This is a genomic window from Pantoea sp. 18059 (assembly GCF_902706165.1).
Taxonomy (GTDB): domain Bacteria; phylum Pseudomonadota; class Gammaproteobacteria; order Enterobacterales; family Enterobacteriaceae; genus Pantoea; species Pantoea agglomerans.
The window spans coordinates 287,834-312,866 of sequence record NZ_CACSJS010000005.1; the positions used below are offsets into that span (position 1 = coordinate 287,834).

The 25,033-nt window shown below is 54.6% G+C and carries 21 protein-coding genes; 17 read left to right on the forward strand and 4 right to left on the reverse strand.

Features of this window, described 5'->3' with window-relative positions:
- Positions 1 to 9 precede the first annotated feature (9 nt).
- Positions 10 to 1,227 (reverse strand): pyridoxal phosphate-dependent aminotransferase, encoded by a 1,218-nt coding sequence (locus GVJ63_RS15485; protein ID WP_010258051.1) that lies wholly within the window; start codon positions 1,225 to 1,227, stop codon positions 10 to 12.
- Positions 1,228 to 2,187: 960 nt separating this feature from the next.
- Between GVJ63_RS15485 and lrhA the strand changes: the two genes are divergently transcribed.
- The 15 genes from lrhA (at position 2,188) to GVJ63_RS15560 (ending at position 19,494) form a co-directional block, all read left to right on the forward strand.
- Complete coding sequence (lrhA, locus tag GVJ63_RS15490) at positions 2,188 to 3,111, forward strand: transcriptional regulator LrhA (protein WP_010258055.1); 924 nt, start codon at positions 2,188 to 2,190, stop codon at positions 3,109 to 3,111.
- Positions 3,112 to 3,750: 639 nt separating this feature from the next.
- Positions 3,751 to 4,194 carry an NADH-quinone oxidoreductase subunit A gene (locus GVJ63_RS15495; protein WP_010258058.1) on the forward strand — a complete coding sequence of 148 codons (444 nt, stop codon included), beginning with the start codon at positions 3,751 to 3,753 and terminating at the stop codon, positions 4,192 to 4,194.
- Between the two features lie 15 nt (positions 4,195 to 4,209).
- Complete coding sequence (locus tag GVJ63_RS15500; RefSeq protein ID WP_159227099.1) at positions 4,210 to 4,887, forward strand: NADH-quinone oxidoreductase subunit B family protein; 678 nt, start codon at positions 4,210 to 4,212, stop codon at positions 4,885 to 4,887.
- Positions 4,888 to 5,000: 113 nt separating this feature from the next.
- On the forward strand, positions 5,001 to 6,800 hold the full coding sequence (nuoC, locus tag GVJ63_RS15505; RefSeq protein ID WP_010258063.1) for an NADH-quinone oxidoreductase subunit C/D: 1,800 nt from the start codon (positions 5,001 to 5,003) through the stop codon (positions 6,798 to 6,800).
- A gap of 2 nt (positions 6,801 to 6,802) precedes the next feature.
- Entirely contained in the window at positions 6,803 to 7,318 is a 516-nt protein-coding gene (gene nuoE, locus GVJ63_RS15510; protein WP_010258066.1) for an NADH-quinone oxidoreductase subunit NuoE, read from the forward strand.
- A 2-nt stretch (positions 7,319 to 7,320) separates the two neighbouring features.
- Positions 7,321 to 8,661: an NADH-quinone oxidoreductase subunit NuoF gene (nuoF, locus tag GVJ63_RS15515; protein WP_029519446.1), complete on the forward strand. Its 1,341-nt coding sequence runs from the start codon at positions 7,321 to 7,323 to the stop codon at positions 8,659 to 8,661.
- Positions 8,662 to 8,773: 112 nt separating this feature from the next.
- Positions 8,774 to 11,497, forward strand: coding sequence for an NADH-quinone oxidoreductase subunit NuoG (gene nuoG / locus GVJ63_RS15520; RefSeq protein WP_022625073.1), 2,724 nt, complete (start codon positions 8,774 to 8,776; stop codon positions 11,495 to 11,497).
- Positions 11,494 to 12,471 (forward strand): NADH-quinone oxidoreductase subunit NuoH, encoded by a 978-nt coding sequence (gene nuoH / locus GVJ63_RS15525; protein WP_003854240.1) that lies wholly within the window; start codon positions 11,494 to 11,496, stop codon positions 12,469 to 12,471. The genes nuoG and nuoH overlap by 4 nt, the downstream gene beginning before the upstream one ends.
- An 11-nt stretch (positions 12,472 to 12,482) precedes the next feature.
- On the forward strand, positions 12,483 to 13,025 hold the full coding sequence (nuoI, locus tag GVJ63_RS15530) for an NADH-quinone oxidoreductase subunit NuoI (RefSeq protein ID WP_003854239.1): 543 nt from the start codon (positions 12,483 to 12,485) through the stop codon (positions 13,023 to 13,025).
- Positions 13,026 to 13,035: 10 nt separating this feature from the next.
- Positions 13,036 to 13,587 (forward strand): NADH-quinone oxidoreductase subunit J, encoded by a 552-nt coding sequence (gene nuoJ / locus GVJ63_RS15535; RefSeq protein WP_010258075.1) that lies wholly within the window; start codon positions 13,036 to 13,038, stop codon positions 13,585 to 13,587.
- On the forward strand, positions 13,584 to 13,886 hold the full coding sequence (gene nuoK, locus GVJ63_RS15540; RefSeq protein ID WP_003854236.1) for an NADH-quinone oxidoreductase subunit NuoK: 303 nt from the start codon (positions 13,584 to 13,586) through the stop codon (positions 13,884 to 13,886). Before nuoJ ends, nuoK begins: the two co-directional genes overlap by 4 nt.
- The gene (gene nuoL / locus GVJ63_RS15545; protein WP_010258078.1) at positions 13,883 to 15,718 is read left to right on the forward strand and encodes an NADH-quinone oxidoreductase subunit L; all 1,836 of its coding nucleotides are present in this window, start codon (positions 13,883 to 13,885) and stop codon (positions 15,716 to 15,718) included. Before nuoK ends, nuoL begins: the two co-directional genes overlap by 4 nt.
- Before the next feature lie 210 nt (positions 15,719 to 15,928).
- The gene (gene nuoM / locus GVJ63_RS15550) at positions 15,929 to 17,449 is read left to right on the forward strand and encodes an NADH-quinone oxidoreductase subunit M (RefSeq protein ID WP_010258081.1); all 1,521 of its coding nucleotides are present in this window, start codon (positions 15,929 to 15,931) and stop codon (positions 17,447 to 17,449) included.
- Between the two features lie 6 nt (positions 17,450 to 17,455).
- Positions 17,456 to 18,913, forward strand: a complete 1,458-nt coding sequence (gene nuoN, locus GVJ63_RS15555; protein WP_010258083.1) for an NADH-quinone oxidoreductase subunit NuoN — start codon at positions 17,456 to 17,458, stop codon at positions 18,911 to 18,913.
- A gap of 122 nt (positions 18,914 to 19,035) precedes the next feature.
- Positions 19,036 to 19,494 carry a GNAT family N-acetyltransferase gene (locus GVJ63_RS15560; RefSeq protein ID WP_033788199.1) on the forward strand — a complete coding sequence of 153 codons (459 nt, stop codon included), beginning with the start codon at positions 19,036 to 19,038 and terminating at the stop codon, positions 19,492 to 19,494.
- A gap of 33 nt (positions 19,495 to 19,527) precedes the next feature.
- On the opposite strand, the gene GVJ63_RS15565 is transcribed toward GVJ63_RS15560, so the two are convergent.
- Positions 19,528 to 21,186 carry a glucan biosynthesis protein D gene (locus GVJ63_RS15565; RefSeq protein WP_029519447.1) on the reverse strand — a complete coding sequence of 553 codons (1,659 nt, stop codon included), beginning with the start codon at positions 21,184 to 21,186 and terminating at the stop codon, positions 19,528 to 19,530.
- Between the two features lie 335 nt (positions 21,187 to 21,521).
- Between GVJ63_RS15565 and elaB the strand changes: the two genes are divergently transcribed.
- Both elaB and GVJ63_RS15575 read left to right on the forward strand, forming a co-directional pair.
- On the forward strand, positions 21,522 to 21,833 hold the full coding sequence (gene elaB, locus GVJ63_RS15570) for a stress response protein ElaB (RefSeq protein WP_010258091.1): 312 nt from the start codon (positions 21,522 to 21,524) through the stop codon (positions 21,831 to 21,833).
- 239 nt (positions 21,834 to 22,072) lie between these two features.
- Complete coding sequence (locus GVJ63_RS15575) at positions 22,073 to 23,269, forward strand: nicotinamide mononucleotide deamidase-related protein YfaY (protein WP_159227100.1); 1,197 nt, start codon at positions 22,073 to 22,075, stop codon at positions 23,267 to 23,269.
- 335 nt (positions 23,270 to 23,604) lie between these two features.
- Here the strand turns inward: GVJ63_RS15575 and yfaE are convergent, their stop codons facing one another.
- Together yfaE and nrdB are read right to left on the reverse strand one after the other, a co-directional pair.
- Positions 23,605 to 23,865, reverse strand: coding sequence for a class I ribonucleotide reductase maintenance protein YfaE (gene yfaE, locus GVJ63_RS15580; RefSeq protein WP_010258095.1), 261 nt, complete (start codon positions 23,863 to 23,865; stop codon positions 23,605 to 23,607).
- Positions 23,866 to 23,867: 2 nt separating this feature from the next.
- A complete protein-coding gene (gene nrdB, locus GVJ63_RS15585) occupies positions 23,868 to 24,998 on the reverse strand; it encodes a class Ia ribonucleoside-diphosphate reductase subunit beta (RefSeq protein WP_010258096.1) in 1,131 nt (376 codons plus the stop codon).
- Between the last annotated feature and the right edge of the window lie 35 nt (positions 24,999 to 25,033).

The following is a 25,033-nucleotide window of genomic DNA, read 5'->3' on the forward strand; positions in this document are numbered from 1 at the left end:
CGGGCCTGATTATTGACGATAGCCTTGCAGGAAGCGGCCAAATTTATTGATCGCCATCTCAAGATCATCCACACGAGGCAGCGTAACAATGCGCAGGTGATCGGGCCATGGCCAGTTAAAGGCACTGCCCTGAACCAGTAGCACCTTCTCCTGTAACAGAAAATCCAGCACCATCTTCTGGTCGTCGAAAATGTTGAATTTTTTGGCATCGATTTTCGGGAACATATAAAGCGCGCCCTGTGGCTTCACACAGCTGACGCCTGGAATATCGTTGATCAACTCCCAGGCGCGCTGCCGCTGCTCGTAGAGACGACCACCCGGCATGATAAATTCGCTAATGCTCTGGTAGCCGCCCAGCGCCGTCTGAATCGCATGCTGCGCCGGTACGTTGGCACACAGGCGCATCGAGGCGAGCATCTCCAGTCCTTCTATATAGCCTTTAGCATGTTTCTTTGGCCCGTTCAGTACCATCCAGCCCTGACGGAAACCGGCAACGCGATAGGTTTTAGAAAGGCCATTAAAGGTAACAGTCAGCAGATCGGGTGCCAGCGCTGCGATGCAGTGATGCTGTGCATCGTCATAGAGGATCTTGTCGTAGATCTCATCGGCGAAAATAATCAGGTTATGCTGACGCGCAATTTCAACCACCTCTAACAGCAGCTCTTTGCTGTAGACCGCGCCAGTGGGGTTATTCGGGTTGATAATCACGATGCCGCGGGTACGAGGCGTTATCTTGCTGCGGATATCATCGAGGTCAGGGAACCAGCCTGCTGATTCGTCACAGAGATAGTGCACTGCTTTACCGCTGGAGAGGGAAACCGCAGCCGTCCATAACGGATAGTCGGGGGCCGGCACCAGCATTTCGTCGCCGCTGTTCAGTAACGCCTGCATCGCCTGCACGATGAGTTCTGAAACACCGTTGCCAATGTAGATATCTTCTACGGTGACATCGCGCATGTCGCGCGCCTGGTAGTGCTGCATGATCGCTTTACGGGCGGAATAGAGACCCTTGGAGTCACAATAGCCCTGAGAGCTGGGAAGGTTACGAATAACATCGACCAGTATCTCATCCGGTGCTTCAAAACCAAACGGCGCCGGGTTGCCAATGTTCAGCTTCAGAACTTTGTTACCTTCTTCTTCGAGGCGCTTAGCCTCTTTCAGTACCGGGCCACGGATGTCATAGCAGACGTTATCGAGTTTTCCGGATTTATCAATTTGAAAAGTCATTGTTACCGCCTTAATGGGCAGAATCCTTTTGGCTGCCACAGAAATCCAACCAGCACAATGTACTCTCCTGACAGTCACAAAAGAAGGGTGCCGCCCCGTTTTGGCGGGTTCAACAACTTTTTGCCCGGTGCGCAGCGTAAAAAATATTTGTTGTCGCGTAAACTGGTTAATAAAACCATAAATTTGCATTAATGCAGGATTTTAACTTGTCCAAAGCGCTGTTGAACCGACATATGGCTTTAGCATCATGAACGCTATCTGGAAGTTATTGAAATGGAACTTTTCTTTGCACCTGAAATATACACTTAGAGAAATAGTTAAAGGATATTTTATAAATGTTCAAATTATGGACGATTTTATAACGTGCCTGAAGATTACGCCTTAACGCTGCTTAAGAGTGGCGCGTTTAAGGCCTTGTGTTCGCCGGAAAAGTGCCAAAAGCAGAGCTTCATATGGCACCTTTATTGCAGGATTGTGAGCCGTACTTAACACTTCCTCACTAAATTTCAGAACGCTGAAGGCTTAAAAAGTGATCAATAATGTGGCATAAGGGTCTGGAAATGCCTTTAGCACAAAATTTACAGCGCTTTTCACAAAATCATTTCCATTTTGAAGTCAAAAATGATTAAGTATAATTTATTATTTAGTGCACTTTGCCGCTTCGCTTTGATAGCCCGTAAAGTGCGCTTTCTATCCCACACGATTCTTTCTGGTGGGAATAAGACAACTACGCAGCTTCCTGCATTTGCGCACCCAGCGCCATCGGTTCAGAAGTTGTATCTGTCTTGAATAGCACTATGACCCTTCAGAGGAGTCAACAGTGCAGGATCCACATAAACTTTTTTTGTGTCAGTCTTCACACAGGACTGTCATTGAGCACCATTACTGCTTATCACTTTGATAAGCTTGTGATAACACCAGGGTAGTAGTTCGTAAAAATCTTATAAGTGAAGAAAAAACATGACTAATGCAAATCGTCCGATACTGAATCTCGACCTCGATCTGCTGAGAACCTTCGTTGCCGTTGCGGATTTGAATACCTTTGCAGCTGCTGCTGCAGCGGTCTGCAGAACCCAGTCAGCAGTCAGTCAGCAGATGCAGCGTCTGGAACAATTGGTAGGTAAAGAGCTGTTTGCCAGACATGGACGTAATAAGCTTCTGACAGAGCACGGTATCCAGCTTTTAGGCTATGCGAGAAAAATTCTTCGTTTTAACGACGAAGCCTGCACATCTCTGATGTACAGCAACATTCAGGGCGTGCTGACTATTGGCGCCTCTGATGACACCTCTGACACTATTCTGCCGTTCCTGCTAAACCGGGTGACCTCGGTTTATCCGAAACTGGCAATCGATGTGCGGGTTAAACGTAATCCGTTTATGATGGAAATGCTCAATCAGGGTGAAGTGGACCTGGTTGTGACCACTTCCAGCCCGGGCAATTTTACCTATCAGGTACTGCGTACTTCACCTACCTTGTGGTACTGCGCAGCGGATTATATCTTCCAGCGTGGCGAAGCCATTCCATTGGTATTGCTGGATGAGCCAAGTCCTTATCGTGATATGGCTATCGATCATCTCAACGAAGCGGGCATCCCGTGGCGTATCTCTTATGTCGCTTCCACACTGGCTGCAGTACGCGCAGCGGTGAAAGCGGGACTGGGCGTGACGGCACGTCCGGTCGAGATGATGAGCCCGGAACTGCGTGTTATGGGTGCAGCTGAAGGACTGCCGGTACTGCCGGATACGCAATATCTGCTGTGCCGTAATCCTGACAGCGATAATGAACTGGCGCTGGCTATCTTCAATGCCATGCAGTCCACCAATGATCCTTATAACCTGAGCAATAATCCCGACGGTTCACTGTTGCTGGATGACGAAGAGTAATTTCGCTAACGTGTTGTACTCAATACCCGCGTGATTGCCTTAATAAACGCTTATAAATAAGCCTCTCCTTCCCTGAAAAGAACGAGAGGCTTTTTTGTGTCTGACCCCCGCCCGATGCTCCTTACTGACTAATCTGCCTCTTCTGACCCGACTAAAAAAATTTCACCATCTACTGAATTGAAATTTCCAGACCAAAAAACCGAACGCTTTGTTCCGAATCACGGTTTCAGGTGGGGAAAATTAACGCATAAAGGGCAAAAGTGTGTTCTGGATCAAAAAAATAGCCCTGGAAAGGGGAGGGAAAATTCAGTGATACCTGTCAAAATATGTTTGTTAAATGCACGATCCATGCATGTGAATACCCGCTACACTAAAATTAACCCTACAGACTGAAGCGATTTAGCTGGAAAGCGGGGCATCATTTGTTAATAATATGATGCAGGTGTGAAATAATGTTTGGATACTTTTGTCAAAGTTGACAAAAGGTTATAGAAAGGAGTAAAAAACCCCATAAAATAGCTGCTTATTACGTAATAACAGCGACATTTGAAAGGTTTTTATCCTTCCCTTGAATCGATGTGGTCAGTTTGCTGCGGGAAACGCGTGCAGGATGCCAGCGCCACTTTTGATGAGTAAGCAATGAGTATGTCAACTACCACCGAAATCATCGCTCAGCACTGGGCGTTTATCGTATTTATCGTTATTGCCTTTGGCCTGTGTGCTTTCATGCTGACCGGAGGATGGCTGCTTGGCGGCAGAGCGCGCGCCCGCTACAAAGACACGCCATTCGAATCGGGCATTGAATCCGTTGGTGATACCCATATCCGCCTGTCGGCGAAATTTTATCTGGTTGCGATGTTTTTCGTCATCTTCGACGTCGAAGCCCTCTTTTTATACGCATGGGCGACTTCAATCCGTGAAAGCGGTTGGATCGGCTTTGTGGAAGCCGCAATTTTCATTTTGGTGCTCCTGGCGGGTCTGGTCTATCTGGTACGCATTGGCGCACTGGACTGGGCTCCAGCTCGCCGTCGCGTGGTGGTCAAAACCACTACGGTCAGCCACACCAATCCTCATAAGCAGTAAAAGAGAGGCAATAAGATGGACTATACGCTCACCCGCATAGACCCGAACGGTGGTGAGAACGACCGTTATCCTCTGCAAAAGCTGGAAATCGTCAGCGATCCGCTGGAGCAGCACGTTCATCGCAGCGTTTATATGGGCAAACTTGAAAATGCCCTGCATGACATGGTGAACTGGGGGCGTAAAAACTCCCTCTGGCCTTATAACTTTGGCCTGTCCTGTTGTTACGTTGAGATGACAACATCGTTCACCGCGGTCCACGACGTGGCACGTTTTGGCGCCGAAGTTATGCGCGCTTCGCCACGTCAGGCCGATTTCATGGTCATTGCCGGTACGCCGTTCACCAAAATGGCCCCGGTTATTCAGCGTTTGTACGATCAGATGCTGGAACCCAAATGGGTGATTTCCATGGGTGCCTGCGCCAACTCTGGCGGCATGTATGACATCTATTCCGTGGTGCAGGGTGTCGATAAATTCCTGCCGGTCGATGTTTATATTCCTGGCTGTCCGCCACGTCCTGAAGCGTATATGCAGGCACTGCTGCTGTTGCAGGAGTCGATCGGCAAAGAGCGCCGTCCGCTCTCGTGGGTGGTTGGCGATCAGGGCGTTTATCGCGCCAACATGCCATCTGAGCGTGAAAGAAAACGCGGCGAGCGCATTGCAGTCACAAACCTGCGCAGCCCGGACGAAGTTTAAAACCGTATGGATGGAAAACAGCGCCTGCAGCAGAACATCACAATTTAATGCATGGCCCCATCCTGACGCCTTCATTTGAGTGCCTGAGACCAGGCCGGAATGGTGAGTAACGTATGACAGATTTGACCACGCAAGATCTCGCTCAGCCTTCATGGCAAACCCGTGATCACCTTGATGACCCGGTGATCGGCGAGTTGCGTAACCGTTTTGGGCCGGATGCCTTCACTGTTCAGCCAACCCGTACCGGTATTCCGGTGGTGTGGGTGAAGCGTGAACAGATACTGGAAATTATCGAGTTCCTGCGTAAATTACCCAAGCCTTACGTCATGCTTTATGACCTGCATGGCGTGGATGAGCGTTTACGTACCCACCGTGCAGGCCTGCCTGCGGCGGATTTTTCCGTTTTCTACCACCTGCTGTCGATTGAACGCAACCGCGACATCATGCTCAAGGTGGCACTCTCTGAAAACGATATGCATCTGCCGACCATCACCCGCCTTTTCCCGAATGCCAACTGGTATGAGCGTGAAACCTGGGAGATGTTTGGTATCACCTTTGATGGTCACCCGCATCTGACGCGCATCATGATGCCGTCGACCTGGGAAGGCCATCCGCTGCGTAAAGATTACCCGGCGCGCGCCACCGAATTCGATCCGTTTACGCTGACCAAGCAGAAAGAAGATCTGGAGATGGAAGCGCTGACCTTTAAGCCTGAAGACTGGGGCATGAAGCGCAGCACCACCAACGAAGACTTCATGTTCCTGAACCTCGGGCCTAACCACCCGTCGGCGCACGGGGCATTCCGCATCATTCTGCAGCTGGATGGTGAAGAGATTGTCGACTGCGTGCCTGACATCGGCTATCACCACCGTGGTGCCGAAAAGATGGGCGAGCGTCAGTCGTGGCACAGCTACATTCCTTACACTGACCGCATCGAGTACCTCGGCGGCTGCGTAAACGAAATGCCGTACGTACTGGCGGTGGAGAAACTGGCCGGTATCGTGGTGCCCGATCGCGTTAATGTGATCCGCGTGATGCTCTCTGAGCTGTTCCGCATCAACAGCCACCTGCTTTATATCTCCACCTTTATTCAGGACGTCGGGGCCATGACGCCGGTGTTCTTTGCCTTTACCGACCGTCAGAAAATCTATGACGTGGTTGAGGCGATTACCGGTTTCCGTATGCACCCGGCGTGGTTCCGCATCGGTGGTGTCGCGCATGACCTGCCGCGAGGCTGGGAACGTCTGCTGCGTGACTTCCTCGACTGGATGCCAAAACGTCTTAAAGAGTATGACAAAGCGGCACTGCGCAACAGCGTACTGATTGGCCGTTCCAAAGGCGTTGCTGCTTACAACATGGAAGAGGCGCTGGCGTGGGGCACTACCGGTGCTGGTCTGCGTGCTACCGGTCTCGACTTTGACGTACGTAAATGGCGTCCCTACTCCGGCTACGAAAACTTCGATTTTGAAATCCCGGTCGGCGACGGCATCAGCGATGCTTACAGCCGCGTCATGCTGAAAATGGAAGAGATGTGGCAGTCGCTGCGCATTCTTGAGCAGTGTCTCAACAACATGCCAGAGGGTCCGTTTAAAGCGGATCATCCGCTGACCACGCCGCCACCGAAAGAGCGCACGCTGCAGCACATTGAAACGCTGATCACGCACTTCCTGCAGGTTTCGTGGGGGCCGGTGATGCCAGCCAATGAGTCGTTCCAGATGATTGAAGCGACGAAAGGGATCAACAGCTACTACCTGACCAGCGATGGCAGCACCATGAGCTACCGCACCCGCGTGCGCACGCCGAGCTTCCCGCATCTGCAGCAGATTCCTTCAGTAATCCGTGGCAGCCTGGTATCCGACCTGATCGTATATCTGGGTAGTATCGATTTTGTTATGTCAGACGTGGACCGCTAATTATGCACGATCAACACATTGCCATTAAAACGATCGACCCTAACGAGGTCTTCGTGCTGAGCGCGGAAGAGCATCACGCCATTGAGCACGAAAAACACCACTATGAAGATGCGCGTGCAGCCTCGATTGAAGCGCTGAAGATCGTGCAGAAACAGCGCGGATGGGTGCCGGACGGCGCCATCAATGCGATTGCCGAGGTTCTGGGTATCCCGGCGAGTGATGTTGAAGGTGTGGCGACATTTTACAGCCAGATCTTCCGTCAGCCGGTTGGCCGTCATGTGATCCGTTACTGTGACAGCGTGGTCTGTCATATCACCGGTTATCAGGGCATCCAGTCAGCACTGGAACAGCAACTGAATATCAAACCGGGTCAGACCACTGCCGATGGCCGCTTTACACTGCTGCCAACCTGCTGTCTGGGTAACTGCGATAAGGGGCCAACGATGATGGTGGATGAAGACACGCATGTGCATCTGACGCCGGAAGGCATCCCTGGTTTGCTGGAGCAGTATCAATGACAATTAAACAGATCATTCGCACTGCAGAAACCCATCCGCTGACCTGGCGGATGCGTGACGACAAGCAACCTGTCTGGCTTGACGAATATCGCAGTAAAAACGGCTATGCCGGTGCGGAAAAAGCGCTGAAAAGCATGTCGCAGGATGAAATCGTTGCGGCAGTCAAAGATTCAGGCCTGAAAGGGCGCGGCGGTGCGGGCTTCTCCACCGGGCTGAAGTGGAGCCTGATGCCGAAAGATGAGTCGATGAATATCCGTTACCTGCTGTGTAACGCCGATGAGATGGAGCCGGGCACCTATAAAGACCGCCTGCTGATGGAGCAGATGCCTCACCAGCTGGTGGAAGGCATGCTGATCAGCGCCTTTGCGCTGAAGGCTTACCGTGGCTATATCTTCTTACGTGGCGAATACATTGAAGCCGCGGTGCATCTGCGTCGTGCGATTGCTGAAGCGACGGAAGCGGGCTATATCGGTAAAAATATTCTCGGTACCGGCTTTGACTTTGAGTTGATTGTCCACACCGGCGCAGGTCGTTATATCTGCGGCGAAGAGACGGCACTGATTAACTCACTGGAAGGCCGTCGTGCCAATCCGCGTTCGAAACCGCCATTCCCGGCGAGTGCGGGCGCGTGGGGCAAACCGACCTGCGTGAACAACGTGGAAACCCTCTCCAACGTTCCGGCGATTCTGGCCAACGGTGTGGAGTGGTACAAAAACATCTCTAAAAGCGAAGATGCCGGTACCAAAATGATGGGCTTCTCCGGACGGGTTAAAAATCCCGGCGTCTGGGAGCTGCCATTCGGTATCACCGCACGTGAAATCCTTGAAGATTATGCGGGCGGTATGCGTGACGGACTGAAGTTCAAAGCCTGGCAGCCCGGCGGGGCAGGGACTGACTTCCTGACCGACCAGCACCTGGATCTGCCCATGGAGTTTGCCAGCATCGGCAAAGCGGGCAGTCGTCTGGGTACGGCGCTGGCGATGGCGGTCGATCACGAGATCAACATGGTCTCGCTGGTGCGTAACCTGGAAGAGTTCTTTGCCCGTGAGTCGTGCGGCTGGTGTACACCGTGTCGCGATGGCCTGCCGTGGAGCGTCAAAATTCTGCGTGCGCTGGAGCAGAAGCAGGGTCAGCCAGGCGATATCGAAACCTTACTGCAACTCTGCCGTCAGCTTGGCCCGGGTAAAACCTTCTGTGCGCATGCGCCGGGTGCGGTTGAGCCACTGCAGAGTGCGATTAAATATTTCCGTGAAGAGTTTGAAGCCGGCATGGCACCGCAGGTGTTTGGCAATACCCGCGCCATTGGCGGGATCCAGCCAAACCTGCTGAAAGCGCGCTGGTAATTCGCCGAAGAACACGGAACAGGCCTGGTGCCGCCGCCCCGACAATGTCGTGCGTCGGGGCAAGAATATGATTAACGCTCGTCTCTGACGAGCCTTACGGAAGCATGTCACTATGGCTACAATTCATGTAGACGGTAAAGAGTATGATGTGAACGGAGCGGACAACCTGCTACAGGCATGTCTCTCTCTGGGCCTTGATATTCCTTACTTTTGCTGGCATCCGGCGCTGGGAAGCGTTGGGGCCTGCCGCCAGTGTGCGGTAAAGCAATTCCAGAATGCCGAAGATACCCGCGGCCGTCTTGTCATGTCCTGCATGACGCCGGCCTCTGACGGCACATTCATCTCCATCGATGATGGCGAAGCGAAAGAGTTCCGCGAAAGCGTGGTGGAGTGGCTGATGACCAACCACCCGCACGACTGCCCGGTGTGTGAAGAGGGCGGTAACTGTCACCTGCAGGATATGACAGTAATGACCGGCCACAGCTTCCGCCGCTATCGCTTCACCAAACGTACCCACCGTAATCAGGATCTCGGCCCGTTCATCTCCCATGAGATGAACCGCTGTATCGCCTGTTACCGCTGCGTGCGTTACTACAAAGATTATGCCGATGGCAAGGATCTGGGTGTCTACGGCGCACACGACAACGTCTACTTCGGTCGTCCGGAAGATGGCACGCTGGAGAGCGAATTCTCCGGTAACCTGGTTGAAATCTGCCCGACCGGCGTCTTCACCGATAAAACGCACTCCGAACGCTATAACCGTAAATGGGATATGCAGTTTGCGCCGAGCATCTGCCAGCAGTGCAGTGTGGGCTGTAACACCAGCCCGGGTGAGCGTTATGGTGAGTTACGCCGTATCGAAAACCGTTATAACGGCACCGTAAACCACTATTTCCTGTGTGACCGTGGCCGCTTTGGCTATGGCTACGTGAACCGTAAAGATCGCCCACGCCAGCCGATGCTGCTGCGCGGCAACGACTGGGTGACGCTGAACGCAGAGCAGGCGGTCAATGCCGGTGCAGATTTGCTGCGTCAGGCGAAAAAAGTGATCGGTATCGGCTCGCCGCGCGCCAGCATTGAAAGTAACTTCGCGCTGCGTGAACTGGTCGGTGCAGAGAACTTCTCTACCGGCATGCCAGCGGGCGAGCAGGCCCGGCTTGAACTGATGCTGAAAATTCTGCGTGAGGGCGGTATCTATACGCCATCGCTGCGTGAAATTGAAAGCTACGATGCGGTGCTGGTGCTGGGCGAAGATCTGACCCAGGTGGGCGCACGCGTGGCGCTGTCAGTGCGTCAGGCCGTGAAAGGCAAAGCGCGCGACATGGCTGCCGCTCAGAAAGTGGCAGACTGGCAGATCGCCGCGATCCTGAACATCGGACAGAATGCGAAACATCCGCTGTTTATCACCAACGTCGATGAAACCCGTCTGGATGATATCGCGGCATGGAGCTATCGCGCACCGGTTGAAGATCAGGCGCGTCTCGGTTTCGCTATCGCCAGTGCGCTGGATGAAACCGCCCCGGCGGTGACCGATTTCGACAGCAAACTGAACGGCAAGATGGATGTCATCGTGCAGGCGCTGGCCGGCGCGAAAAAACCGTTAATTATTTCCGGGACCCATTCCGGCAGCAGCGCGATGATCGAAGCGGCTGCCAACGTGGCCAAAGCGCTCAAAGCGCGCGGTGCCGACGTCGGGATTACGCTGCTGGCGGGACACGCCAACAGTGTGGGTCTTGGCCTGATGGGCGGCAATCCTCTGGAAAGCGCGCTGGAGCAACTGAGCAACGGTGAAGCCGATGCGCTGGTGGTACTGGAAAATGACCTCTATCGCCATGCACCGAAAGCGCTGGTTGATGCGGCGCTGGCCCAGACCACTAACGTGATTGTGGTTGATCATCAGCGCACCGCGACGCTTGAGAAAGCGGGTCTGGTGTTATCAACCGCCAGCTTCGCCGAAAGTGATGGCACCTCGATCAACCATGAAGGCCGCGCACAGCGTTTCTTCCAGGTTTACGATCCTTCTTACTATGACAACAACGTAGTGATGCTGGAGAGCTGGCGCTGGCTGCATTCGCTGCACAGCACGCTGGAAAGCCGTCACGTCGACTGGACGCAGCTGGACCACGTGATCGATGCGGTGGTCAGTCATCTGCCACAGCTGGCCGGAATCAAGGATGCGGCACCGGATGCCAGCTTCCGTATTCGTGGACAGAAACTGTCGCGTTCACCGCACCGTGCCAGTGGCCGTACCGCGGCGCGCGCCAATATCAGCGTGCACGAACCGCGTCAGCCGCAGGATCAGGACACGATGTTCGCCTTCTCAATGGAAGGGAACAACCAGCCAGGCGCACCGCGTTCGCAGATTCCGTTTGCCTGGGCACCGGGCTGGAACTCACCGCAGGCGTGGAACAAGTTCCAGGTTGAAGTGGGCGGCAAACTGCGTAATGGCGATCCGGGTGTACGTCTGTTTGAAGCCAGCGCAGCCAGTCTGCCCTGGTTCAGCAACGTTCCGGCGGCATTCGTCAGTGAAGCGCAGTGGCGCGTGGCCCCTCTCTACCAGCTGTTTGGTAGTGAAGAGATGTCACAGCGTTCTCCGGTCTTCCAGCAGCGTATGGCACCGCCTGCACTGGTGATTAACCCGGAAGATGCAGCGAAGCTGGGCGTCAACAATGGCGCGGCGGTTGAGTTCATCTGTGCCGGTGAGACAGTGCGTCTGCCGGTCCGTTTCTCGGCGTCACTGCAGGCGGGACAGATTGGTCTGCCGCTGGGCATGCCGGGCGTTCCGCCATTCCTGGCGAACGGTAAAATCGACACTCTGCAGGAGGCGGCGCAATGAGCTGGTTAACACCGGACGTTATCGACATTCTGCTGGCCATTGTTAAAGCCATCGTGATTCTGCTGGTGGTTGTGGCCTGCGGCGCGTTCATGAGCTTCGCCGAGCGTCGGCTGCTCGGCCTGTTCCAGAACCGTTACGGACCAAACCGCGTAGGCTGGGGCGGCTCGCTCCAGCTGGTAGCGGACATGATCAAAATGTTCTTTAAAGAGGACTGGGTTCCGCCGTTTACCGACCGCTTTATCTTTACCCTTGCGCCGGTTATCGCCTTTGTTTCACTGCTGCTGGCCTTTGCTATCGTGCCGGTTTCGCCAACCTGGATGGTGACAGACCTGAATATCGGTCTGCTGTTCTTCCTGATGATGGCGGGCCTTGCGGTCTACGCGGTGCTGTTTGCCGGCTGGTCGAGTAATAACAAATACTCGCTGCTGGGTGCGATGCGCGCCTCGGCGCAGACCCTGAGCTACGAAGTGTTCCTGGGTCTGTCGCTGATGGGTGTGGTGGCGCAGGCGGGCTCGTTCAACATGAACGATATCGTCAACAGCCAGACGCACCTGTGGAACATCATTCCGCAGTTCTTCGGTTTCGTGACCTTCTGTATTGCTGGCGTGGCGGTGTGTCACCGTCATCCGTTTGACCAGCCAGAAGCGGAGCAGGAACTGGCGGACGGTTATCACATCGAATATGCCGGTATGAAGTTCGGCCTGTTCTTTGTCGGTGAATATGTGGCGATCACCACCGTTTCAGCGCTGATTGTGACGCTGTTCTTTGGTGGCTGGCACGGCCCATTCCTGCCGCCGTTCATCTGGTTCGCCCTGAAAACGGCGTTCTTTATGATGATGTTCATCCTGATTCGTGCTGCGCTTCCGCGTCCGCGCTACGACCAGGTGCTGTCATTCGGCTGGAAAGTGTGTCTGCCGTTGACGCTGTTGAACCTGCTGGCGACTGCCGCAGTGATTCTCTACACAGCGCCGTAAGGGGTTAACAAATGACTTTGAAAGATATTGTCGTAGGCTTTGGCACGACAGTTCGCAGTATCTGGCTGATCGGGCTGCACGCCTTCGCCAAACGTGAAACTCAGATGTATCCGGAAGAGCCGGTTTATCTGCCACCACGCTATCGTGGCCGTATCGTGTTAACCCGCGATCCGGATGGTCAGGAGCGTTGCGTCGCCTGTAACCTGTGTGCGGTTGCCTGTCCGGTTGGCTGTATCTCGCTGCAGAAAGCTGAAACCAAAGATGGCCGCTGGTACCCGGAGTTCTTCCGTATCAACTTCTCACGCTGCATCTTCTGCGGCATGTGTGAGGAAGCCTGTCCAACCACGGCGATTCAGCTGACCCCCGATTTCGAACTGGGTGAGTTTAAGCGTCAGGATCTGGTGTATGAGAAGGACGATCTGCTGATTTCGGGGCCGGGTAAATATCCGGAGTACAACTTCTACCGCATGGCAGGTATGGCGATTGACGGTAAAGATAAGGGCGAAGCAGAAAACGAAGCGAAGCCTATCGACGTCAAAGGCTTATTACCTTAAGGAGCAAGGCATGGAATTTGCGTTTTATCTTTGCGGGCTGGTGGCGGTGCTGACGACGTTGCGCGTCATTACCCACACTAATCCGGTACATGCGTTGCTGTACCTGATCGTTTCGCTGTTATCGATCGCGGGCGTCTTCTTCTCTATGGGAGCCTATTTTGCCGGTGCGCTGGAGATCATCGTCTACGCCGGTGCCATCATGGTGCTGTTCGTCTTCGTGGTCATGATGCTGAACCTGGGCAAACAGACCGAGAAGCAGGAGCGTGAGTGGCTCAGCCCGTCACTGTGGATTGGTCCGGGTATCGTCTCGTTGCTGCTGCTGGTCGTAATGGTCTACGCCATTCTGACCGCCAACGATCAGGGCATCGATGGCACCATCATCGACGCCAAAGCGGTCGGCATCAGCCTGTTTGGTCCTTACGTACTGGCGGTTGAACTGGCCTCAATGCTGCTGCTGGCGGGTCTGGTCGTGGCGTTCCATATCGGTCGTGAAGAGCGTCAGGGCGAAGTCCTGAGTAACCGTAATGCTGACGCCGCTCAGGTGAAAAAGGAGAACGCATGATCCCGTTACAACATGGATTGATTCTTGCTGCCGTGCTGTTTGTCCTTGGACTGACGTCGCTGGTAATACGCCGCAATCTGCTGTTTATGCTGATCGGCCTTGAAATCATGATCAACGCCGCCGCCTTAGCCCTGGTGGTTGCCGGGAGCTATTGGGGTCAGGCCGATGGACAGGTGATGTATATCCTGGCGATCAGCCTGGCGGCAGCGGAAGCCAGTATTGGTCTGGCACTGCTGCTTCAGCTCTATCGTCGTCGTCAGACGCTGAACATTGATACTGTGAGCGAGATGCGCGGATGAATCTTCTCTATTTAACTGTCTTGTTTCCGCTGATCGGCTTTCTGCTGTTAGCGTTTTCGCGCGGTCGCTGGTCAGAGAACCTGTCGGCCACGATTGGTATGGGATCGGTGGGTCTGGCGGCCCTGACTACAGCGATGGTCGGTTTTGACTTCTTCGCCAACGGCCAGCAAGCCTACACGCAGGCGCTCTGGACCTGGATGCATGTCGGCAACTTCGACATGAAGGTAAACCTGACGCTGGATGGCCTGTCGCTGACCATGCTGTCTGTCGTGACCGGTGTCGGTTTCTTCATTCACATGTTCGCCTCCTGGTACATGCGCGGAGAAGAGGGCTACTCCCGCTTCTTCGCCTATACCAACCTGTTTATCGCCAGCATGGTTGTTCTGGTGCTGGCCGATAACCTGATGCTGATGTATCTGGGCTGGGAAGGGGTAGGACTCTGCTCTTATCTGCTGATCGGTTTCTACTACAGCAATCCGGAAAACGGCAAAGCGGCGATGAAAGCGTTCATCATTACCCGCGTGGGCGACGTCTTCCTGGCATTTGGTCTGTTCATCCTCTACAACGAGCTGGGCACGCTGAACTTCCGCGAGATGATGGAGCTGGCACCTGCGCACTTTGCCGCAGATAACCATATGCTGCAGTGGGCAACGCTGATGCTGCTGGGTGGCGCGGTCGGTAAATCGGCTCAGCTGCCGTTACAGACCTGGCTGGCAGATGCGATGGCCGGTCCGACACCGGTTTCGGCACTGATCCACGCCGCGACCATGGTGACAGCCGGTGTCTACCTGATTGCCCGTAGCCACGGTCTCTTCCTGCTGACGCCGGAAGTGCTGCATCTGGTCGGGATTATCGGGGCGATTACCCTGGTGCTGGCAGGCTTTGCCGCGCTGGTACAGACCGACATCAAACGTGTTCTCGCTTACTCCACCATGAGCCAGATTGGCTACATGTTCCTGGCGCTGGGTGTTCAGGCGTGGGATGCGGCGATTTTCCATCTGATGACGCACGCCTTCTTTAAAGCGTTGCTGTTCCTCTCTTCGGGTTCAGTGATTCTGGCCTGCCATCACGAGCAGAACATTTTCAAAATGGGTGGCCTGCGTAAGAGCATTCCGCTGGTCTACACCTGCTTCCTGGTGGGCGGCGCGGCGCTGGCGGCACTGCCGCTGATTACGGCGGGCTTCTACAGTAAAGATGAGATCCTGTTTGGCGCACTGGCTAACGGTCACATCAACCTGATGGTTGCGGGTCTGGTGGGGGCGTTCCTGACCTCTATCTATACCTTCCGTATGATCTTCATCGTGTTCCACGGCGAAGAGAAAATTCATGCGCACGCCGGTAAGGGTATTACCCATCATCTGCCGCTGATTGTGCTGCTGCTGCTCTCCACCTTTATTGGTGCGCTGATCACGCCGCCGCTGGCAGGGGTACTGCCAGCCAATGAGTTCGGTGAAGCGGGCAAAGTGGGACTTGAAATCACCTCGGGCGTTGTAGCGATTGTCGGCATTCTGATCGCTGCCGCGCTGTGGCTGGGCAAACGTGAGCTGGTTACTCGTATCGCAAACAGTGCACCAGGCCGTTTCTTCGGCACCTGGTGGTTTGCGGCCTGGGGCTTCGACTGGCTCTACGATAAAGTGTTCGTCAAACCTTATCTGGGTATTGCGTGGCTGCTGAAGCGCGACCCACTGAATGGCCTGATGAACCTGCCTGCGCTGCTGTCACGTATTGCCAACAAAGGCCTGGTAGTCAGTGAGAATGGCTACCTGCGCTGGTACGTTGCGTCAATGAGCGTGGGCGCCGTGCTGGTGCTGGCTCTGCTGCTGGTGATTTAAAGATTGATGAGCGGGGCAGGTTAGCTAATCTGCCCATTGAGAATGTCAAAAATTGTCCTGAGCAAGGGCGTTATCGTCGCGGCCAGTTTGGTTACCGCCAGCGCACAGCAACCGGAGCATACCGAGGTATGTGAGGATTGCGAGCACTGCCGGGAGCCAAAATGGCAAGTAAGATAGCCCGAACTAAGACAAAGAAAAGGGAAGTGTGCCGTGTTATTACCTTGGCTAATTATCATACCCTTCGTCGGTGGTCTGATCTGCTGGCTCACTGAGCGCCTCGGCGCGAAGGTGCCACGCTGGATCGCACTGATCACTATGGGGCTGACGTTGGCGCTTTCACTGCAACTCTGGTTGCAGGGAGGCTATTCACTGACGCAGGCAGCGGGCATTCCGCAGTGGCAGTCAAGTTTCTCCGTTCCGTGGATCCCACGCTTCGGCATCAGCTTCCATTTAGCCATTGATGGCCTGTCGCTGCTGATGGTGGTGCTGACCGGCCTGCTCGGTCTGATGGCGGTGCTCTGTTCCTGGAATGAGATTTCAAAGTATCAGGGCTTCTTCCACCTGAACCTGATGTGGATCCTGGGCGGCGTAATCGGTGTGTTCCTCTCCATCGACCTGTTCCTGTTCTTCTTCTTCTGGGAAATGATGCTGGTGCCGATGTACTTCCTCATCGCGCTCTGGGGTCATAAAGCATCGGACGGCAAAACCCGTATTTCCGCCGCGACCAAATTCTTCATCTACACCCAGGCTTCAGGTCTGGTGATGCTGATTGCGATTCTGGGCCTGGTGTTTGTCCACTACAACGCGACTGGCGTCTGGACATTCAACTACGAACAGCTGCTGCAGACGCCAATGTCGAGCGGTGTTGAATATCTGCTGATGCTGGGCTTCTTTATCGCCTTTGCGGTGAAGATGCCGGTGGTACCGTTGCACGGCTGGCTGCCGGATGCGCACAGTCAGGCGCCAACGGCTGGTTCTGTCGACCTGGCGGGTATCCTGCTGAAAACCGCAGCTTACGGTTTACTGCGTTTCAGTCTGCCGCTGTTCCCGAATGCGTCAGCCGAGTTTGCGCCAATCGCCATGTGGTTAGGCATCATCGGTATCTTCTACGGTGCCTGGATGGCCTTCTCGCAGACTGATATCAAACGTCTGATTGCTTACACCTCGATTTCGCACATGGGCTTTGTGCTGATTGCCATCTACACCGGCAGCCAGCTGGCGCTGCAGGGCGCGGTGATTCAGATGATTGCGCACGGTCTCTCCGCTGCAGCACTCTTCATTCTGTGTGGTCAGCTGTACGAGCGTCTGCATACTCGTGATATGCGTCAGATGGGTGGCCTGTGGTCGCGCATCAAATGGATTCCGGGTCTGTCGCTGTTCTTTGCTGTTGCCAACCTCGGTATGCCAGGCACCGGTAACTTCGTCGGCGAATTTATGATTCTGACCGGCAGCTTCCAGGTGGTGCCGATGATTATCATCATCGCGACCTTTGGTCTGGTGTTTGCCTCGATTTACTCGCTGGTGATGATGCAGCGCGCTTATTACGGCGAAGCGAAATCGAAAGATCCGCTGCCAGGCATGTCACCGCGTGAGTTTATGACCATCGGTGTTCTGGTGGTGCTGCTGGTGCTGCTGGGCGTCTATCCACAGCCGATTCTGGATACTTCGCACGCTGCCATGAGCAATATTCAGCAGTGGTTTACCGCTTCAATTTCAACTACAAGGCCGTAATTCGCCATGACAATAACTCCTCACCAATTGATTGCGTTGCTACCGCTGTTAATCGTCGGATTGACGGTGGTGGTTGTGATGCTGTCCATTGCCTGGCGACGCAACCACTTCGTTAACGCCACGCTAACGGTAGTTGGCCTGAACCTGGCGCTGCTCTCGCTCTACTTTGTCGGTCAGGTCGGGGCGATGGATGTCACGCCGCTGCTGCGCGTCGATGGCTATTCGATGTTCTATACCGCGCTGGTCATGCTGGCGAGTCTGGCGACCTGCACCTTTGCCTATCCATGGCTGGCGGGCTTCCCGGACAACAAAGATGAGTTCTACCTGCTGGTGCTGATTGCGGCACTTGGTGGCATCGTGCTGGCCAGTGCTAACCATCTGGCTTCGCTGTTCATCGGTATTGAACTGCTGTCGCTGCCGCTGTTTGGTCTGATTGGCTACGCCTTCCGCCAGAAACGTTCACTGGAAGCCGCACTGAAGTACACCATTCTTTCGGCGGCGGCCTCGTCGTTCCTGCTGTTTGGTATTGCGCTGATCTACGCCGACTCCGGTAACCTGAGCTTTGTGGCGCTGGGCCAGAGCCTGACTGACAGCATGATCCACGAGCCGTTGCTGCTGGTGGGTCTGGGTATGATGATTATCGGTCTGGGCTTTAAGCTCTCACTGGTTCCGTTCCACCTCTGGACCCCCGATGTTTATCAGGGTGCGCCTGCGCCGGTTTCAACCTTCCTGGCCACCGCCAGCAAGATTGCTATCTTCGGTGTCATCATGCGTCTGTTTATGTATGCGCCGGTGACCGACAGCGAAGCGGTGCGCACAGTGCTGGCCATGATCGCCTTCGTGTCGATTCTGTTCGGTAACCTGATGGCGATTTCGCAGAGCAACATCAAGCGTCTGCTGGGTTACTCCTCTATCGCCCACCTCGGTTATCTGCTGGTGGCACTGATTGCGGTGAAAGATCATCAGCTGTCGCTGGAAACGTCGGGCGTTTACCTGGCCGGTTATCTGTTCAGCAGCCTGGGTGCCTTTGGTGTGGTAAGTCTGATGTCCAGCCCGTATCGTGGCCCGGATGCTGACTCGCTCTACTCCTATCGCGGCCTGTTCTGGCATCGACCTATTCTGTCAGCGGTGATGACGGTGATGATGCTGTCACTGGCGGGTATCCCGATGACGCTGGGCTTTATCGGTAAATTCTACGTTATCGCTTCAGGCGTCAGTGCGCACCTGTGGTGGCTGACCGGTGCTGTAGTCGCGGGTAGTGCGATTGGCCTCTACTACTATCTGCGCGTGACGGTGAGTCTCTACCTCAGCCCGCCAGAACTGCATACCCGTGATACCCCGGCTAACTGGGCATTTACGGCCGGTGGTGTGGTAGTACTGATTTCTGCCATTCTGGTGCTGCTGTTAGGGGTTTACCCGCAGCCGCTGATCAGACTGGTGCAGATGGCTCAGCCGCTGATGTAAGCGCGTTGCTGCGACTGACGAATCAGGCCTCCGGGCCTGATTTTTTTGCCTGTAAGATAGTGTCACCAGCAGGTGCTGGCGACACCGCGCTGATGTAGAGTGTGTGGTTTAAAGGAGAGACCATGGACATTAACTGGCAGGATAAACACCATAGCGAACTGACCCCCTCACAGCTATATGCACTGCTGGCGTTGCGCAGTGCCGTGTTTGTGGTGGAACAGCAGTGCGCTTACCTTGATGTGGATGGCAATGATTTGCAGGCGGAAAACCGGCATCTGTTGGGAATGGCGGATGATCAACTAGTGGCCTATGCGCGACTACTCTCCCCGGAGGATGAGACCAGCCCGGTGAAAATCGGACGGGTGATTGTTTCAGATCGGGTTCGTGGTGCGCGGCTGGGGAATCGTCTGATGGAGCAGGCAATCAACAGTTGTCAGCAGCACTGGCCGGGCCGCGATCTGTTTCTCTCCGCGCAGGCGCATCTGGAAGGTTTCTATGGGCAGCATGGCTTTGTCGCGGTGGGGGAGAACTACCTGGAAGATGGGATCCCTCACGTCGATATGCTGAAGAACGCGCCATAAAAAAGGCGAGGCCTGAGCCTCGCCTTTTTTACATCAACCCACCGTCATCTGGCGGTCATCGACATATTTACGCTGATCCGGCGCAGGCGGGAAATATTGATAGAGCCAGGTTTCACTCAGCGTCTCATCTTTGCTGCGCAGGAACAGACGCATCTCTACCGGCTCGGTGGAATCGCTATTCGGATACCAGTCAAACAGGATGCGATAGCCCTTAAGCGGATCGACATACAGAATCTCAACCTGCTTCACGCTACCGGATGAAACGGTAATCACCGGCTCAATCCCTTTCGGCGCAGCAGCCTGCAGATCGCCACCAATAAAATCAATGGCGAAGCGGCGGCACCAGGTTTCCGGGAAGTGTTCGCCAGGTGCCCACCCTTCCGGGAAACCACCGATACCGGTACGGGTTGCATCCACGCGCGCCAGACCGCTACGCACCGGCGGCAGACCACTCCAGTAAAGCTTGTAGGAGAAGTTCAGCTCGCTGCCCGCTTTGATTGGCTCAGCCGGTTGCCAGAAGCAGACCACGTTATCCAGCGTTTCACCCGTAGTCGGGATCTCCATCAGGTTGATCGCGCCTTTGCCCCACTTACCGACCGGCTCAACCCACAGGCTGGGACGTTTGTCATACCAGCCAATCACATCCTGATAATCTTTGAAGTCGTGATTAAGCTGCAGCAGGCCAAACCCACGCGGATTCTCATCTTCATAGGCGTTGAACTGCAGACGCTGAGGATTATTCAGCGGACGGGCAATCCATTCACCTTTACCGGTCCACATCGCCAGGCGATCGGAGTCATGGATCTGCGGATGGTAAGTGTTACACATGCGGCGTTCGTTGGTGCCGCAGCTGAACATGCTGGTCATTGGCGAGATGCCAATCTGACGGATCTCTTTACGGGCAAACAGGTGGTTTTCCACCTCCATCACCACGCGTTTCTCTTCGCAATGGATGATGAATTTATAAGCACCGGTGACGCTGGCACCATCCAGCAGGGCGTAGCAGGTAAAGGTGGTATCTTCCGCTTTTGGCGTTTCAAACCAGAAGGCGGTGAAATCGGGAAACTCTTCCTGGCCATTGCTGAAGGTGTTGATCGCTACGCCACGCGCCGAGAGGCCGTACTGGAAAGTATCGTCAACGGCACGGAAGTAGCTTGCGCCAAGGAAGGAGACGATGTCGCGACGGGCCAGTTCCGGTTTTTTAAAGGCGCGGAAACCGGCGAAGCCGAGGTCAGTTTTGCCCTCCAGCTGCTTCGTATCGACCCTGGCGTCGTTGTAGTTGAACAATTCGGGACGGAAGTGAATTTCGCGTGCTTCGCGACTCTCACCGTCAACAGAGAACATACGGATGCGCCGCTTGAAGCCCATACCGACATGGAAGAACTGAACGTCCAGTTGACGATCGGGCAGGTTGTTCCAGAGTGAGTGGTTGGCGTCATACTGAATTTCGTTGTACGCCTGCGGGGTCAATGTGGCCAGCGTCTCCGGCAGCGCGCCCGGTGCTCCGCCCCAGGGTTTTTTCGCCAGCGCAGCCGCGTTTTTCTTCAATACGTCGAAATCGAAGCGTACGGCGGTTCCGTCAGCAATGCCATCTTCTGCCCATGCGGATTGCGCAAACAGCGTTGACAGGCCGGTCATGCCGCTGACGGCGGAGAAGGCCATTGACGCTTTCATAAACATTCTTCGATTCATGCCAGAGATTATTCCTTAGCTGTTCGAGGGTGTCGTGACTGTCGTGCAAAATGCACTTTCATGGCCCGATAATCACAGGCAACAGAGGGGTACGACAGTAGGGTTACTGGAAAATTCAGTCACGACAAAATTTATCAGATTAATCAAAGAAGCGAAGCGAAATTCCGCGGTTGCCGCTGCGTCTTACACTTCTTTGCGTAGCGAAACGGCGCACAGCCTGCACTGAGCAAGATTAACAGATGAAAAATCAGGTGATTCCTGGAGCAGGAAATCTGCAGAGCGCCAGATTATGACTATAGTTAATGAACTGCTTTGCAATTCACACGGAGGAAACGATGGTAAATCAGACAAATCAATTCGAAACGGGCCTCGATGACGATATTGCGTTACTGACCGAAACGCTGGAAGAAGTTCTTAAGGCATCAGGTGATCCGGCCGATCAGAAGTACATTGAGCTTAAGAGCAAAGCCGAACAGGCGCTGAACGATGTGAAATCCCGTGTCAGCCAGGCGTCCGATAGCTACTACTATCGCGCTAAACAAGCGGCTTACCGTGCAGACGACTACGTGCACGAAAAACCGTGGCAGGGTGTCGGTATCGGTGCAACAGCCGGTCTGGTACTTGGTCTGCTGCTGGCGCGTCGTTAATCGCGATTCGCTGACCCAGTTGTAGCAGACAACTGTAGTAAAAAAGCGGCGGGGTAACCCCGCCGTTTTTATTGGTTTTTAACTCCCTGAACACCTTCACCTCCCTTGTTCCTGCTTCACTCTCGCTATCTTTATGCGCAACGTGCCTGAGACGCAATGGTCACAATCCCTGGTGATGCCGATTGTGTCTGGCGGGAGGAGTTCGTACAGTAAAGCAAACGTGAAAAGGAGAACTCAACGTGATTAGAGTAGAGATGCTGTCGACCGGGGATGAGGTGCTGCATGGCCAAATCGTCGATACCAACGCAGCCTGGCTGGCGGATATGTTGTTCCAGCAAGGGTTGCCTATGACCAGCCGTACCACGGTAGGAGATTCACTCGAATCGCTAATCGCCACGCTACAGGCGCGCAGCCATGAGGCAGATGTGCTGATTGTGAATGGCGGTCTGGGGCCGACCAGTGACGATCTCAGTGCGCTGGCAGCAGCCAGAGCCTGTGGCGTTGAGCTTGAGGTGCAGCAGGAGTGGCTGGAACAGATGGAAGCCTGGTTCGCCAGCCGGGGACGCGTGATGGCGGCCAGCAATCGCAAGCAGGCGGAAATCCCGGCCAATGCGGAACTGATTGATAATCCGGTCGGTACCGCCTGTGGCTTTGCCCTGCAACTCAATCGCTGCTGGATGTTCTTCACGCCTGGTGTGCCGTCTGAATTTAAAGTGATGGTGGAGCAGCAGATCATCCCCCGTCTGAAAGCGAAATTTTCACCCCCCGAGCCACCGATTTGTCTGCGGCTGACCACCTTTGGTCGCGGTGAAAGCGATATTGCCGCCGAACTGGAGCCGCTGGCGCTGCCGGAAGGCGTGGTCATGGGATATCGCTCGTCCATGCCGATCATTGAGATCAAGCTCACCGGCCCGGCCAGTCAGCGGGTGGCGATGGAGCAGGTGTGGCAGCAGGTGCGCCTGCAACTGGCGGAGTGCACCATTTTCGAAGGCACCGAAGGCTTACCGGCGCTGCTGGCACGTGAGCTGGAGCAGCGCGGTGAGCAGCTGGCAATCAGTGAGCAATACACCGCCGGACTGCTCTACTGGCAGTTGGCTGGCGCCAGCGTGCCGCTGCGTGGCGCTGACATCTTTCCACCCCGGCAGGAGACGCTGGAGCAGCAGGTGATCCGCACCCGCGAACTTACTGCACAGCAGCAGGCTGCGCTGGCGCTCTCTGTTGGCAGCCTGGAGCAGGAAGAGATTTCGGTGGCGCTGCATACACCGGATGGCAGTTTTGGTCAGCGCGTGAAGTTCAGTACCGGTCGCCATAATCTGGAGACGCGGCAGAAGGTGGTGGCAATGATGGCGATGAACATGCTGCGCCGCTGGTTACACGGCAGCGAAGTGAGCACCGGTCACGGCTGGATTGATGTGGTTGAAACTGTCAGACAGTAATATCAGTGAAAATAAAACGGGCGCCTGAGGCGCCCGTCTTGTATGTGACTGCGAATTAATCCCATACAGCGTCATTCTCGCAGCAATAAATTAGCTCAAAGCGCAGGGAACACGGGCAGAGGAGGAAAGCGTCCCGCGCCTGGGACAAAAACGCCGGGAGCGTTTTTGAACAACGCAACGCGTTGGCCCGGCTACGGGCGCACCTCAGGGATGAGGTGCGTAATCGCGCGGGCCGAGCTGTCAGGGATGACGCTTTTTGCGTCTTTCCGATCTGACCGTGTTCCCTAAGCTGACTCGATCTCACAGCAAATCAAGCCAGACTTATTCCACCTCAGTTATAACTCCAGCTCAATCTCGCCTTTGGCTTTGCAGCAGCAGGGCAGAATCTCATCCTGCTGCACAAAGGCCAGCGGCCGCTGTGGGTAATGCACTTCGCCTTTCAGCAGCCGCATCCGGCAGGAGCCGCAATAACCTTCGCGGCACTGAAACTCCACGCAGAGATTGTTGGCTTCCAGCAGCGTCAGCAGATTGGTATGCTCGTCTGTGCATTCCAGCCGGGTGCCGGAACTGCGCAGAATAACAACGTCGCGGCTCATAATTAAAGCTGGAAGTCGTCGAAGTCGTTAGCGCCTACTTCAGAATCGATCTGACCCACCAGATAGGAGCTCACTTCCACTTCCTGCGGCGCAACCTGAACGTTGTCAGAGACCAGCCAGGAGTTAATCCATGGAATTGGGTTTGAGCGCGTCTGGAACGGCAAATCAAGGCCGACAGCCTGCATACGGATATTGGTGATGTACTCAATGTACTGGCAGAGAATATCTTTGTTCAGGCCGATCATTGAGCCGCCGCTGAACAGATATTCTGCCCACTCTTTCTCCTGCAGCGCTGCTTTCTTAAACAGCTCGAAGCACTCTTCACGGCACTCTGCCGCAATCTCTTTCATCTCCGGATCGTCTTCACCGCTGCGCAGCAGATTCAGCATGTGCTGGGTGCCGGTCAGGTGCAGCGCTTCATCGCGGGCAATCAGCTTGATGATTTTGGCATTGCCTTCCATCAGCTCGCGCTCGGCGAACGCGAATGAACAGGCGAAGCTGACATAGAAACGGATCGCTTCCAGCGCATTGACGCTCATCAGGCAGATATAGAGCTGCTTCTTCAGGGCGCGCAGGCTGACGACAACCGGTTTGCCGTTGACCTGATGCGTGCCTTCACCCAGCTGATGCCAGTAGTTGGTCATCTCAATCAGATCGTCGTAATAGCGTGAGATATCCTGAGCACGCGCCAGAATCTGCTCATTGGTGACGATATCGTCAAACACCACTGCCGGATCGTTAACGATATTACGGATGATGTGGGTGTAAGAACGGGAGTGAATCGTCTCTGAGAACGCCCAGGTTTCAATCCAGGTTTCCAGTTCAGGAATCGAGATCAGCGGCAGCAGCGCGACGTTCGGGCTGCGGCCCTGAATCGAATCCAGCAGTGTCTGATACTTCAGATTGCTGATAAAGATATGTTTTTCATGGTCCGGCAGCGCCTGGTAATCGATGCGATCGCGTGAAACGTCGACCTCTTCCGGACGCCAAAAGAAAGAGAGCTGCTTTTCGATCAGCTTTTCAAAGATGTCATATTTTTGCTGGTCGAAGCGCGCCACGTTTACGGACTGACCGAAAAACATCGGCTCTTTCAGCTGATCATTTTTGTTCTGTGAGAAAGTGGAGTAAGCCATAAAAGTTGTCCAAAAGTAGACGAAGCCAGGCCTCG